This window comes from Methylacidiphilum infernorum V4 (assembly GCF_000019665.1).
GTDB classification, from domain to species: Bacteria; Verrucomicrobiota; Verrucomicrobiia; order Methylacidiphilales; family Methylacidiphilaceae; genus Methylacidiphilum; species Methylacidiphilum infernorum.
In genome coordinates, this window is record NC_010794.1 from 1285044 (window position 1) to 1300212 (window position 15169).

Annotated in this window: 8 protein-coding genes and 1 tRNA gene; 2 read left to right on the forward strand and 7 right to left on the reverse strand. The window is 45.5% G+C overall.

Translation table 11 applies throughout. The features are described from left to right. Positions 1–76: 76 nt before the first annotated feature. Entirely contained in the window at positions 77–1246 is a 1170-nt protein-coding gene (locus tag MINF_RS06140) for a cation:proton antiporter (protein WP_048810214.1), read from the forward strand. Positions 1247–1314: 68 nt separating this feature from the next. Continuing rightward, positions 1315–1397, forward strand: a tRNA-Leu gene (locus tag MINF_RS06145). A 110-nt stretch (positions 1398–1507) separates the two neighbouring features. On the opposite strand, the gene MINF_RS06150 is transcribed toward MINF_RS06145, so the two are convergent. The 7 genes from MINF_RS06150 to MINF_RS06180 form a co-directional block, all read right to left on the reverse strand. Further along, the gene (locus MINF_RS06150; RefSeq protein ID WP_048810215.1) at positions 1508–2503 is read right to left on the reverse strand and encodes a dihydroorotate dehydrogenase-like protein; all 996 of its coding nucleotides are present in this window, start codon (positions 2501–2503) and stop codon (positions 1508–1510) included. A gap of 101 nt (positions 2504–2604) precedes the next feature. After that, a complete protein-coding gene (locus MINF_RS06155; protein ID WP_012463725.1) occupies positions 2605–3411 on the reverse strand; it encodes a tetratricopeptide repeat protein in 807 nt (268 codons plus the stop codon). Between the two features lie 171 nt (positions 3412–3582). Then, complete coding sequence (locus MINF_RS06160) at positions 3583–6300, reverse strand: TonB-dependent receptor (protein WP_148205165.1); 2718 nt, start codon at positions 6298–6300, stop codon at positions 3583–3585. 1072 nt (positions 6301–7372) lie between these two features. Continuing rightward, on the reverse strand, positions 7373–10627 hold the full coding sequence (locus MINF_RS06165) for an efflux RND transporter permease subunit (RefSeq protein WP_012463731.1): 3255 nt from the start codon (positions 10625–10627) through the stop codon (positions 7373–7375). 11 nt (positions 10628–10638) lie between these two features. After that, on the reverse strand, positions 10639–13845 hold the full coding sequence (locus tag MINF_RS06170) for an efflux RND transporter permease subunit (RefSeq protein ID WP_012463732.1): 3207 nt from the start codon (positions 13843–13845) through the stop codon (positions 10639–10641). 89 nt (positions 13846–13934) lie between these two features. Continuing rightward, positions 13935–14354 carry a hypothetical protein gene (locus tag MINF_RS06175; RefSeq protein ID WP_148205166.1) on the reverse strand — a complete coding sequence of 140 codons (420 nt, stop codon included), beginning with the start codon at positions 14352–14354 and terminating at the stop codon, positions 13935–13937. Positions 14355–14491: 137 nt separating this feature from the next. Further along, on the reverse strand, positions 14492–15070 hold the full coding sequence (locus MINF_RS06180) for an RNA polymerase sigma factor (RefSeq protein ID WP_048810217.1): 579 nt from the start codon (positions 15068–15070) through the stop codon (positions 14492–14494). Between the last annotated feature and the right edge of the window lie 99 nt (positions 15071–15169).

Genomic DNA, 15169 nt, shown 5'->3' on the forward strand with positions numbered 1-15169 from the left:
CCTTCTTTTTTTATAGAAAGAATTGTTCCCGGGCCATTGCTTTTTTATACGGTACACCGATAAGAATTTTTTTTTCATGGAGTACAACTGGTTTTTGGCTTGTTTGTGGATGGGACTGGCTATCCTTTCCGCTATCCTAGCCCAAAAGTTGAGGATATCCGCTTCCCTCATCGAAATCATCCTGGGAATATTGGGGCAGTCAGCGGCCTGCTTCATATTGGGAAAAAGCGGACTCAATCCCAAAGAAGGATGGGTCAGTTTTATTGCTGGACTAGGAGCCATCATGCTTACCTTTATGGCCGGAGCGGAGCTTGAACCTAATGCTTTTCGAAAACAATGGAAGGAATCCACCCTGATCGGTTTAATTACCTTTTTCGTCCCCTTTCTTTGTTGTGCTTTATTTGCCCATTTTTTGTTTCATTGGAATTGGAAAGGCTCCCTCCTTGCTGGAATCGCCCTTTCGGCAACTTCGGTTGCCGTGATGTACACGGTCCTCCTTGAATTTGGATTAAACCGCACTACTTACGGCAAAGGGCTTCTCATCGGCTGCTTTGTCAATGATCTCAGCTCCGTCCTTATGCTCGGATTTATTTTTTCCCCTTTCGGCTGGAAAACCGCGGTACTTTCTTTCAGCATTCTTTCCTGTGCTATCCTCATGGCTAAAATTACGCCTCTTTTCCTAAAAAAATACGGGAATAAACCTGCAGAACTGGAAACAAAATATCTTTTGTTTTTCCTACTTGGACTTGGAGCGATTGCCGTATGGGCAGGCTCAGAAGCCGTTTTACCCGCCTACATCATCGGAATGGTCATGGCACAATCCTTCGGACAAAACCACGAGCTTGTAAAAAGATTGCGTACTTTTACCCTGGGATTCTTGACTCCCTTCTATTTTATTAGGGCCGGCTCCTTCGTCGATTTAACCTCTCTACTCGGCGGTCTTGTCCCCTTTTTTCTCTTTTTTGTTATTCAACAACTGGCTAAATTTGTTGGAACCTTTCCTTTGCTCATCAAAAGAAAAGGATTACAAGAAGCCGCTTACACCACCTTGTTGATGTCAACGGGACTGACCTTCAATGTGATCTGCGCTCTTTTTGGTCTTTCTCATGGTATTATTACCCCAAGCCAGTATTCAATATTAATTCCCGTAATCATCTCTACCGCCATTTTTCCTACTCTGATCGCCAATCGATTCTTCCTGCCCAAGCACCTCTTAAAACACGACATCTTGTTCAAGGGAAACTAGGTTTTCTATCGACAAGCCAAGCAAGAAAAGATAACTTTTTTGTTTACGATAGTTTCACAAGAAAAAGAGCCGGTGTGGCGGAATGGCAGACGCGCCAGACTCAAAATCTGGTCCGGGCAACCGGGTGTGGGTTCGACTCCCTCCACCGGCAGAAGGACATAAGACACTCTAGGTTTTATTACTCGATGTATTGAAACTAAAAAAAAAGACTTCCTTTCCAACCCGCTTATTCCTAGGGCTCTTTAAGCAAGGAAAAAAGATTCAAAGAGGGTTTCGCCTTCGACGGTCCGCGTCAGCCAAAAGCTCAACGTATTGCAGCCTAAAGAAACGAGAAGGGCTTGCCCCTCCTTGTTGGCTTAAGCTCCCACGCCAATCTTCTAAAGAGGAAAAACGATGTCTTTCCATCCATTCCACGATTTCTTTTTCCATCACGGGGATATATCCGATGCCTTTTTCCAAGATAGCCGAACAGACCATAACGACGGAAGCCCCGGCAAGAATCAACCGAATGGCATCAACGGCCTCCATAACTCCTCCTGTGGCCGCTAAATCCAATTTAAGACGGTTATATAAAAAAGCTATCCAGGATAGGGCAAGGCGATTATCACGACTGGTTCCCAGCTGAATCCCACGCTTGATCTCAAAATTTTCTACGTCGATATCCGGCTGAAGAAAACGGTTAAATAACGCAAGCCCGTTTACTCCAGCCGCCTGGAACCTCTGAGCCATGTTCCCCACGTTCGTGTAGTAGGGGTATATTTTAACCCCAAGGGGAATTTGAATCTCTTTCCTTACCAGTCGAACGATCTCCAGAGTATCCATCTCGATCGAATCGGAAGGCTGGTTGATGTCTAAAGGGAATGGATATATATTGAGTTCAATGCCGTCTGCTCCGGCTTCTTCTATTTGCTTGGCATACCGGCACCACCATCCAGGAGATCTCCCATTGAGACTGGCAATAATAGGTATCCTTGCTTTTCGCTTAGCCTCCCTTATAAAATCGAGGTAAGATTCCGAAGTGAGTAAATACTCGCTAGACATCGGAAATTCCGAGTAATTGCCGCTGAAATCAAGATAGGGGTTTTCGGCAATGGCTTCTTTAACGATCTGCTCTTCAAACAAGGAAGGGAGAACCACGGCTGCCGCTCCCGCTTTTTCTAGTTCCTGGATTCCCTCAAGACTACCGGATAGAGGTGAAGCTCCCACGATTATCGGAGATCGTAAAGAAAGCCCCAAGTAGGTGGCCTTTAAGTTCATATCTATAAAAACATAGGCTTTGTCTTCTTCTTAAGCAATAGGATAACCATTCCCCCTTTTCTTTTAAAAAAAATATTTGGAAAGAGGAATCCAAGACGGGACTATTTTCCAAAGTTTATAGATTTTAGCCTTTCAAGGTTGATTCCTTTTTTGGCCTCTCTAGCTATGTGTTGGTTCTTCAAAGCTTCGGTATAATCAGGCTTAAGACTAAGGGCTTTCTCAAAATCCCGTAGGGCATCGTCAAACTTTTCCAAATCGGTTAAAACGACTCCCCTGTCATTGTAAAACTCAGGATTGTTCGGCTCAAGCTGGATGGCCCGGCTTAAATCCCTAAGAGCCTCCTCCCTTTCTCCTTTCCTAAAGCGAACCCAGCCCCGGTTATCGTAAGCGAGGGCATACCGAGGATTAAGTTTAATGGCCTGGTCAAAATCTCTTATTGCCGCATCAAAATTTCTTTCCTTATAATAAGCCCATCCCCTGTTATTGTAGACATAGGCCTTGGTCTTGTCTCTTTTTATAGACTCCGAATAATCCTTTATCGCCTTGTCATACTGTTCCAACTTCGCTTCTAGGATTCCCCGCCGGTTAAAATAACTGGCGCGTGGATCTAGTTTAATGGCCTCGTTATAATCGATGAGGGCCTTGTAATAATGAGCTGTAGCCACCCAGGCATCGGCCCTATTATTGTAGGCAAGGGCGAGAGACTCCTTGGAAAGCTCACCTGAATCGATCGCCTGGGTATAATACTCAAGGGCTTTTTCATAATTTTTCTTGTACTGGGCATTAATCCCTTCTTGTAATGCTTTCAGCCCCAGGGGAACAGCGGCCAAACACAACTCAACCAAAAAAATGGACCAAAACATCACGTTCAACCTCCTCATCGATAACCCGGTAATCGTCTTAGACAAGTCTTCAAATAAGATAATTCTCTTATTTTTTCTATATTTTTTTTAGAAAAAAGAGAGCTGGCGGTTCCCTGCAATCGAAATCCTACGATCAGAAGGAGGAGAGCAAGATGGATCTTATCGAGACCGCCAGCTTACGAAAGGTCTACCGAGTTCTTTTTTTTACTAACGGTTTTAAAATTTCCAAGCCACAGTCCCTTCTATCCAAAAGGGCCATCCTGCAATGATACTGCTCATATTAAACGCTCGAGATCCGGCAGAACCCAAGCCAAAAGGAAGCCAATACTTCTCATCGGTAAAGTTATAAAGATAGAGCCTGGCCTCCCACTTGGGCTGGGAATAAAATATCTGGGCATTGAGGATGAACTGGGTCGGAATCTTGGTGTTATACCAATAATTGAGATACTGGTCACTCATCACGATCGCCCCCAGGGTAACACCCAGGCCTACATCAGAGGTATAGGTAACGGTACCGCTAAAGTATTGATCGGGAAATCCAATGAAAGCGTAATTTGATGAAGGCATTGTTCCAGAAATGGGAAAGGGTAAATTGATAAAGGGTCCTCCTGCAATCGGCACCCCCGTGTAATAGGGTAATATGGGAGTGAGCTGCCTCATACTTGGACCATGAAGACCCGGAGGAAAGCTCGACCACTCTTCTACCGCCCTCATGTAGATGTAGCCCAACCTTGCCCAGAAATGACGATCCGGTTGGTAAGAAGCGTTGATTTCAAAACCCTCGACGGTCGTGGGGGTGGCCGGTAAGGGAGCCCCGTTGGGCAAAAAGCCCAAGTTGTTCAGGATCTGGTTCTGGGTAAAAGCCGCGGTCGTGATATACATCTTATCTTTAAGAATGTTAAATTTCACCCCCCCTTCGATCAGTTGGTTCACTTCACTGAAAGAATTCGGTTGAAAGGTGGGCGCATAACCTCCAATGACCGCTGCGTTGGTTGTTTGGAGCCAGTTGTAATCGAAATATGCGGTCATCCAAGGGAAAGGTTTATACACCGGGCTTATGTTGACCAAGGGGGCGAAAGCGGCGGTACTGAAGTGGGCGAACGGCGCTCCTACAGGTCCCGGTGGGGTGGAAGCATCGACAAAGTAGAAGTTTGCCCTCGCTCCAAAAAGGAGACTAAACTTGCTCGTCCAATCGATGTTATGCTGGTAGAAGGGATTCACCGTCCAGTAATTACAATCGGTGCTTCCCGATGCCCCGTTCAAGGGTTCATAAAACCAGCCTGGAGGAGCTCCCGGGATCTGCCATTCTCCTCCCGCAGGTCCCTTGGGATTATTTACCGCTTTTACAAAGGGGATCAGCATGGTCGCGTTCCAAGTCAGAGGATTAGTGGTCATCATGCTCCATACGTTCCCCGCATTCCAGAAAGCATCACCAAAATAGTCAAGATTCCTCTGGTAATGCCATTCAATACCCGCATCGATGTTATGACGCATCAGCATCTCCCCGATAGCCCCTTCCCAAAACGACTTTTTCACTTCCTCATCCCCCTCGCTCTTTGCGGTTTCCTTGTATTCCTTCATCTCCTTCTGACCCTTTTCCGGGGCCGTTTGTTCGAGAGGGGTTTCGAAATTGACCCTTATCTCTGTCCTGTTATCCACCTCGTAATCCCCGGAAAGATAGGCGGCAACATAAAGGGAGGGTTCAATCCATGCACTCCGGGTATACCAGAAAAAGGTATTGTTGACGACCTCGATATTATCCGAAACTTTAACATGCTGGATAAGCTGGAGCATCCCGGTCATCGCCTCACCCCCTCCTTCCGGGTTCACTATATCGGCCCTCCTATTGACGGGCACAAAAAAGGGACTAACCAAGGTTCCTGCCAGGGCTCCGGGTGGAAGCATGCCCGCGGTGTAAAGTCCATTATCAATAAGGGCATTGGTGGGCCTATTGATCTGGTCGGCAAGCTGGGGCATGAATGAATACGTTCCAAAGTCGCCGTAGAAATCGACCGTGTAATTTTCGTAGGGCTTGGCTCCTATCGCCACGTAAAAGTTCTGCTGATTATTATAGATATTATTATAATAACTGCCCTGTTCCTGGCCCATGTAACTAAATCGCCAAGCCACCTTGTCGTTCACAGGCCCTCCCACATCGGCTCCCCATAAGTATTGGCTATACATCCCCGTGGTATCCCACACATAACCCCTGAATTTGTCAAAATAAGGCTGCTTGGTAATATAATTGACACTGCCTGGGGTCGGTTGGGTTGCCCCGAACACCGCGTTGGCCGGACCCTCGGTAATATCCATCGATTCAATCATGTTCCAGCTAAAGGGCACACCCGCCATGGAGTCGTTTTGTAGGGTCATTTCAATGCCGTTAAAGTAAGGTAGGGCCTGTCTTCCTCGAATCGTCACTGCATTGCCCATTCCCCAGTTTAATTCCGTATAAGCCGTGGGAAGAAGCTGGGAAACACTTAACGGATCAAGATAGCCTTGATAAACCACCCCTGAAGCTTTCATCATCGTCTGGTTCACCGGTGTTACCTGCCTGGGTGTATCCATTACACTCATGGGTATCCCGTAAGTAGAAGACAATGGTCCCTGTTCGGTGGGAAGGACGGCGGCGTTGGGAGCCCCAAAGGTTTCCGCCGAGCTGGGTGGAGTCGTTGTTTGAACGGTCACCTCGGGCATGCTGATCCTTCCTCCGGGAGCTTCCCGCTGGTTGTAAACGGGAGGATAGCCCTGTTCTGCTTGATCTGCTTGCTTTTTCTTCTTTTTTCCCTGCTGCTGGCCCCCCTCGCCAGAGGCACCTTCCGTAGTCGACGCAGTAGGATTATTTTCTTGCTCCTGGGCAAAAAGATTCCCATGGACAAGGAAACAAACGGACAAAAATAATATAATCCACCTCTCTATGCTTTTATTTATCATTATTTCCTCCTCAAGAACGGTATCAAAATAAAATTCGCCCAATTACGGCTCTTTATTTATCCTAGAAGCAGAAAAAAGGGGAGTTACATTTGTGTTAAATAATTATGACAAAATGATGACGTTTTATTTTTGTCTAATTACTTCATTATAAATAACTTATTAATGATGTTTTAAATTGTATTTTCTTTGTTACGATTATTGAAAACCTTTAATGTTCTTTCTCAGCAAAAAAGTAAGTAAAAGGAACTATCTTTTGATCTCATCAAAAAATACTTTTTTGGCCGTTTTATCGAATGGCGCGGTAAGCTTCTTTTTTTCCTTCATCCCATGGGGAATAGGGGAAGATGATTAAAACCTGGACATTTCAAAAGGGATTTTCTGATTGAATGGCCCAAGGACACGGTCAATCCAACCTCCTGGAGGATCTTGATTAAGCGACAAAAAAAAAGCGGGGAATTCTTCATTTTTTTAATACTACAGAAAATCGATCGGGGCACATAGAGGCTAAAAGAGTCAAAACTCTACCTCAATCACAGGTTGGATACTTTCCAAGGGTTCTCTTGCTTTCATCTTTTTAAAGCACAACGATCGACCCCGCCAGGTATTGATAGCCAAAAGTACTCGGTTTGCTCGAAGAAGGGTTGAGGGCAGAACTAAGGCAGGTCAATAGGCAACGGTCCCTTGGGCCAATGACCATGGTATCCTCTAAATAAACCAGGCCTATTTGACTCTTCTTTCCTTAAAACGATCCCTTAAGCCTAGGAAATCCACCCCATTGCCTGCTCCCTATAATGGAAAAGCCAACTTCCCTACTCCTGAACCAACCCAAGGCAGAAGGAAAAGCCCTCCCTAAAGCTCGATCTTGAATCGGACAGGTGAATAGAGGACGGTCCAATCAAAAAAAAGAAGACCGAAAGAATCCGAACAGCGGAAAAAGGGGGAGAGCAAAACCCATCAAGAAGTTAGCTTGAGCTCTCTTTTAACAAGCTTTTTTTATAAAAAAGATAGGCAAACAACGAAAGGATTGCCCTAAAGCTGTATTTTCCTTGAAAGAAAATCATCCTTAAAAAATTCAATAAGAGGAGACTTTTTCTTCTTGGAGCCACTCTTCAAGGTCGATCGGAGGCTTACCCCCGACCTTTGACACAAGGCTATAAATACAGGGAACAACAAACAAGGAAAAGGAAGTAGAAACGAGTATTCCGCCAATGACCACGATAACTAAAGGGACCCTGACTTCGGCCCCGGGTCCCAAGCCAAGGGCTGCAGGAATCGCAGAGGATATCGTTGCCAGGGAAGTCATCAGAATCGGCCTAAGTCGAATATAAGAAGCCTCTAGGATCGCTTCCTTCGTTTCCAAGCCTTCTTCAAACCGTTTTTTATTGATAAATTCAACAAGAAGAATGGAATTTTTCATGGCTAAGCCCATGAGCAAAATCATCCCTATTCCGCTATAGAGATTAAGAGAAAGATGGGAAAGGTAGAGGAAAAGAATTGCCCCTGTAATGGAAAAAGGAATGGCACAAAGAATAATGAGGGGAAAAAGAAAGCTGTTAAATTGAATGCCCATCACCATGTAGGCTATAATGATTCCAAAACCGAGAGCATAGGGGAAAGCGGAAAAAGTTTCTTTTGCCGTTTGAGAAGCCCCAGCGGGCTGGACGGTGTAAGTTGGGGGCAAATATTTCCTGCATATTTCCATCGCATAATCAAGAGCCCTAGCCTGGCTATATTCAGGCTTGACATTGGCAAACAGGGTGATGACACGACGCCTATTTTCCCTCGTCATATTCATGAGCTTGGGAACTATCCTCAAGCTTGCTACATCTTTAAGATGAATAGGCTCACCCCCATAATTAGTCCAAAGAGGAATATCTTCGAGATCTCTTGGTTCTCTCCACTGTTCGGGAATAAACCGAATGCGTATATCATACCTGCGGATATCCTTCTCGTTGGTGTACATTCCTTGCCTACCTCCTCCAATCGAATAGCGGACGGCATCGACAAGTTGTTGCATGGAAATGTTGGAAAGGGCGCATTTGTCCCTATCGGGAATGATCTGAACCTCGGGCATTCCCTCTCGATAATCGGTATCCAAATCGGTATACATCCCACTTTTGTCAAGCTCACCGAGTATTTTTTGAGAAACATCTTTCAAAACCGAATATTCAGATCCCAATAAACTTAATTCGATATTCGTTCCCCGCTTGGAGCTAAAAGCACTCTGGCTAATATCGATGATTTTTATGTGAAGATCTTGGTATTCGGCTTTCTTAAATTCCTTTCTCCATATCTTAAAAATCTCTTGCAGCCGCAATTTTCTTTCCTTTCTTGGTGTCAGGGTAATAAATAAGGCCCCGAAATTGACCTGGCCACCGCTATATCCTCCTACACTGCTAAAAACATGGGCCACATAGGGTTGCTTTCTCAGGTAATCTTCGAGGAAACGAACCCTACCTCCCGTGTATTCCAAGGAAGAGCCTACGGGAGTTTCGATCCTGATCAAAGCTATACCCATGTCTTCAGAAGGAGAAAGCTCCTTGTGCAAAACGGGGAAGAGCCGCAGGGAAAGGAAAAATATCGAAAAGGAAAGAATGAGCACTATCCCTCTTTTTTTCAGTGCTAAAGCAAGGAGTCTTTTATAAACAGCGGCAAATTTCCAAAAAAAATGATCAAGCCAGGTTTCAAAAAAATTTCTTCGTTCTTCTCCTCCTACGTTCAAAAATTCGGCAACCCGCATCGGAGCCAAGGTCAATGCCTCCAAAAGAGAAATAAGAACAGCAATGCTCAAGGTCAGTCCAAACTGGGATAAAAACTTGCCTACAACACCCCCAACAAAAAGGATGGGACAAAAAACAGAAACGATCGAAAGGGTAGCGGCAAGAGCGGCAAAAGAGACTTCGTTAGCCCCATCCAGGGCAGCCGACCTGGGATCTTTACCCAAGTTTTTGTGCCGGGTGATGTTCTCAAGCACCATGATGGAGTCGTCCACGACGATCCCCACCGCAAGGGATAAAGCCAGAAGGGTAAAAAAATTGAGTGTATATCCCAAGAATTTAAAAAAAATAAAACTTCCAAGTATAGAAATAGGGATCGAAAAAAGGACATTAAGAGTGGTCCGCAAAGAACCAAGGAACAACAAGCAGACAGATGCGGTAAAAAAGATAGTGAGTAAAAGGGTAAACTCCGTTTCATGGACGGCTTCTTGCGTATATACCGAGGAATCAAAACGCGGGCCTATCGACATCCCTTCAGGCAGTTCTTTCTTTAGCTCTTTGACAAGCTCTTTGACTTCCCGGGCAACGGCAATTTCATTATATCCTCTAAGCTTTTGTAACCCAAGGCCGATAGCCGCTTTCCCATCACTTCGGGAAAGCCGGGTAGGATCCATAATCCCGTCTTCTACCTCCGCAACCAACGACAGGGGAAGATATACCGAAGAAGCGCCTCGAGTATTGGACAGCAAGTTTGATGCAGCGCTGGTCATCGCGGGATTGGTTAAAAACTGGTTGCTTCCTGCTCCCGTAGTACCCATGCCTCCTCCTTGACTTCCTCCTACCCCGGTAATGGGAATCCCCCCCGCACCCGAAGCCCTATGGTTGAGTGCAAGAGAGCGCATCTCATATTCTGACCTGGCTTCTCCCATAACCCTGACGTTAATTTCGTTGGTTTTGCTTTCGAGATAACCCGCTCCCAGTTCAAGATTTTCAGCTTGAAGCGTGTCCCGAATATCCGTAGGAGAAAGCTGGAACAAATCGAGTTTCTTCCTGTCCAACCATATCCTAAAATTTCTATCCGCCCAGCCGCCGAGCTGGATGTCTCCAATGCCATGAACAAGCATGAACCGGTCACGAATATGGTTATCAACGTACCGGACAAGATTTTTAAAAGGCTTATCCCAAGTAACGGCAAGCCACATGATGGGATTATCATCTTGATTTATTTTAAAAATCTGGGGAGGATTCACATCCGTGGGAAGGCGCACGCTGCGCACCTTGGAGTTGACTTCCTGCAAAGCGGCATCAATGTCCTTATCGATATAAAACTCAAGCTTGATATTGGCTATCCCGGGAAGCATCGTCGATTCGATATCTTTAATACCTTGGACGGAAACAAGAACGTTTTCCAGGGGATCAACAATCTCCGATTCCATGACTTCGGGAGCTGCTCCAGGCCATTGGGTAACCACGGTAATGACCGGATAAGTCACATCGGGAAACCGACTTATCCCCAAGGAAAATAGGGAAAGCAAACCGAAAAAAACCAAGGCTGCCATAAGCATCCATGCGGCAACCGGCCTACGAATGGCAAACTCAGGAAAGCTCATGTTCTTGTCCTTTATCGCCTCGCTTTGGTTATCTCTCCATTTTTCTCCACCAAAACCTTCTCTTCCGCCATAGGTCCTTTTGGAGGAGCCTTGAACGGGCTTGGTTTTTCAAACCGAGAAAGCAGAAGGTAAGCTGAAGGAACGACGAAAAGAGTAAATACGGTAGAAACGACGATGCCTCCTAAGAGAGTAATCGCCATGGGAATACGGCTCTCGGCTCCAGGGCCTAAAGCAAAAGCCGGAGGCAGGGCGGCTGCAACCGTGGCCATCGAGGTCATTAAAATGGGTCTAAGTCGGATGGGGGCCGCTTCCAGCAATGCCTCCTTAATAGGCATTCCCTTCTCTCTGAGCTGATTGGTAAACTCAACCAAAAGAATCGAATTTTTTTTGGCTATTCCCATCAGAAGGATAAGGCCGATCATGCTGTAGAGATTGATCGACTGGTGGGTGAACCATAAAGCCAATAGAGCCCCACTTAAGCTGAAGGGCAGAGCGAGGAGAACCGAAAAGGGATGAACAAAACTATTGAATTGAGAAGCTAAAACCATGTAAGCGATCACGACTCCTACCCAGAGGGCAAAAGCAAGGCTCTGGAATGTTTCTTCGAATGAAGCTGCTCCTCCGCTCAGATAAAGGCGATAACCCTTGGGAAGGTGCTTTGAGCATATTTTTTTTGCCACGGCTAAAGCTTCGGCTTGGGACTTATCCGTAGCCACGTTTGAAAAAATGGTGATAGCCCTTTCCCTCATCTTCCTTGTCAAGGTTTGATAGGTTTTAACGGTCTGGAGCTTTGCCACGGCTGTTATCGGCATAAATTCGTTTGTATTGGTCCTGACCCCTAGCCGGGCAATATCTTCTGGCCCCACCCTTTCTTTTCCCTGAAGCCTGATGCGGATGTCATAGCGCCTTTCTCCATTGGTAAATTGTCCCTGGGCAACCCCTCCAATAGCGATAGCCACCGTGTTGGCTATGTTTTGTATAGGAATCGAACAAGCATTGGCCGCAAACCGGTCGGGATACACCCTTACTTCTGGCATTCCATCTCTGAAATCCGTGTCCAGGTCAACGAAGTAACCGCTTTGTTTCATCTCCTCGATATCTTGTTGGACGATTTTCTGGAGAACTTTGTAGTCTTCGCCTCGAATCGTCAATTCGACGGGGAAACCCCTTCCCGTAGTAAAGCCTCGGATGGAAAGATCTTGAGGAGCAGCACGCAGATCTCCAATGGAATTTAACTCCTTCCGTATCTTCTCCATGAAAAGTTTCTGAGAAATGGCCCTTTCTCTCCTATCTTTAAGAGTTACGTAGAGGGTGCCCACGTTGACTTCGCTATCGACAAGGTTCCCGTCCGTCGCCCCGGTCCTTTGGATCATTCCTCCTACCGCGCCAAAAACTTTATCTACCTCTTTATGGGCAAGTATCCGCTTTTCACACTCCTTGAGCTTTTCTTCGGTAAAATAGATTGAAGAGCCGACAGGGGTTTGAATCCTCACAATGAAGGAGGACTCATCCTGGGTAGGGATTAATTCCTGGGGTAAAAAACTAAAAAGTTTTAGAGAAAAGAGAAACAAGCCAAGGGCTACAACAAGCACAAGCCAAGAATAGGAAAGAGAAAACTTTAAAAGGTATTTATAAAACTTCGCAAGATACTTGAAGGCGTAATCCACCAGGAAAGCTAACCCCTTCCTTTTATTTCTATCGTCCATGATCTGGGAACAGCGCATCGGGGTAAGGGTTATAGCTTCAAGGAGGGAAAGGGCGACGGCAGCGGAAATGGTAAGACCAAACTGGTAAAAATACTTACCAATTACCCCTTTCATGAAGGCCACAGGGAGAAAAATGGCGATGATGGCCACGGTTGCCGCCATCGCTGCAAAGGTAATTTCCCTGGCCCCATCTCTCGAGGCGATGACCCTATTCTTACCCAGGTCTCGATGCCTATAGATATTTTCAAGGACCATAATCGCATCATCAACGATAATGCCAATGGCTAGGGATAGGCCCAAAAGGGTAAAAAAGTTCAAGGTAAATCCCAAAAAATAGATGACGACGAACGTGCCAAGAACCGAGGTGGGAATGGACAAAAGAACATTCACCGTGGCTGTCCAACTCCCTAAAAAAAGATAACAAACAATGCTTGTTATAACAGCCGAAAGCAAAAGCGTAAAAAGAGTTTCCTTTATAGAATCTTCAATGTACTGGGTCCTGTCATAAACGACCTCGGTATGAATTCCCTTAGGAAGAAAGGGTTGGAGCTCTTGCAACTTTTTTTTAACCAGCCGTGCTACCTCTACCGAATTAGCTCCAGGCTGCTTTTTGATCCCGATACCTAGAGAAGTTTTCCCATTCGTTGCAGCAATCCTGCGGATATCGTCCAATCCGTCTTCGACCTTTGCTACATCCTTGATTCGAATGTTTGACCTGTAAATCAGCTCTGAACCTCTTTTTTTGATCTGAATATCGCCCACTTCTTCCGGCGTTAGCCCCTCCCCCATCGCCCTGACATTGAACTGGTTTCGGGAGTTCTCAAGATCCCCTGCAGCGACTTCTACATGTTCCTGCATAATGGCCGTTTGAACATCCTGAACGGTCAACTGGTAGCTGGCCAGCTTTTGTCCATCTACCCATATCCTTAAATTTCTTATGTTATAGCCCGCCAATACAATTTGGCCCACCCCAGGGACAATCTGCAGTTCGTCATGCAGGACAAGATCCACAAAACTGACCAAGTCATGAAGCGATTTTCCCTCTCCAGAAACACCGATTAAAAGGATAGGCTGTTCTTCAGGATTGTCTTTGACCAGAATCGGTTGAGGGACGGGTGTAGGCACTTGTTGCATTCCTACTTGTTGTGTTGGATCCATGGGGAGTTTGACAGAGCTGATCTTCGATTGGACCTCGGTAAGAGCTGAATCGATATTCCTTCCTAACTCAAATTCCAATATTATGGATGCCTGTCCCAACTGAATATAAGAGCTTACTCCTTTGAGGCCCTGGGCGGATATGACAGCCTGCTCAATCGGATCGACCAATTCGGTTTCAAGAATTTCTGGTGAAGCCCCGTTCCATTGGAGGTTAACGGTAATAATGGGAAAATCAATTTCAGGTAACTGGCTTATTCCCAATCGACCGAGAGAGATAGCCCCAAAAAATATCAACCCGATCATCAGCATCCACGCAAATACTGGTCTTCGAATAGAAAGATCAGAAAGGGTCATAAAAAGTCATTTTTGTTCAAGAAAGCCCATGAAACAAAGCGGGTTTTGAAATCAAATATACTTATTTTTTTAGATTTTTAAAAAAGGACTTAACGGGGAGGCTGAGAACCCGTAGCCAGCGCTGAAACAAAAGGAGGAACGGTAATACCGGTTGTTGGAACGAACTGGTTTTTTGCCGGTGAAAAGCTTATCCCCGAAGTAGGGCCAAAGCGTCCCAGCCCCACGTAGGTCGAACCCAGGTAATTCGTAGATATCGATATAGTCGCCGATCCAGGACGTGTCCCTCGAATAAATTGCCCGGATCTAAATTGGGTATAACTCGGAAAGACCGACTCCCGGAGATGCCTGATCCCATGTAAGCCAGCAGGATAACTTTTATAAGAAGGGAATAGCGGATTTTGAGCCTTGATTGTCGATGCCGATCTATACAGTTTCGTCTTTTCAGTCGTAACTTTAACTTTCGGTCCACGGCCAAGTCCACTTCCTCTTCCCCCTCGTGCAAGACTCAAAGAAGTAAAAATGTGAAACAAAAACAAAATGATAAAAACTTTAAAGAATAAAAGCGGAATCTTTTTCACAGGGACATTTTCTTCAATCACCCTTACCTACAAACCATGGAACAAAAGAAAAGTTTCGAAGATTTTCCCTAGTCTTTAGTTGTCAGATTCTGCTCCCATTTTCGGAATGCCTCCCTTAATGTTTCTCTTGCTCGAAAAAGAAGTGATTTTGTCGCCGGAACACTCACCCCAAGAATCCGGGCTATTTCTTCGTAGGAAAGATCTTCATAACTTTTCAAAATAACGGCCATCCTTTGGCGCGGGGGCAACCCATCTATACTTTTTTCTATCCATTCCATCTGTTCTTGCTTCATCAGGTGATCCAAGGGTGAAGTCGTCGATTGATAAGTAGTAATATCTCTATCTTCTCCCTTCTCCGTGACAAGGGGAGATGACTGGATCTCTTTCTTCCGGAACTGGTTAAAAACAAGCCTTCTTAAAATGGTATAAAGCCAGGTTCTTAGCTTCGCCCTCGGCTCATAGCGGCCAGCCGCTCTATAGGCTTGAAGAAAAACCTTTTGAGTAATTTCTTCCGCCAGGTATCTATCTTTTAACATTTTTACCGCTGCACCGAATATCGCTTGGTAGTGTCTTTGGACAAGAAGGCTGTAGGCTTCGTCATCCCCTTTGGCCGTCAGTTCCATGAGCATAGAATCAGTATATTCCATATTTTTCTCCATCAATGACAGTTTATAAACCGTTCCTTCAGCGACTAATGGTTCATTTTACCGCCTCTTAAAGATAATAACAACTAAAAAAAGATCGTG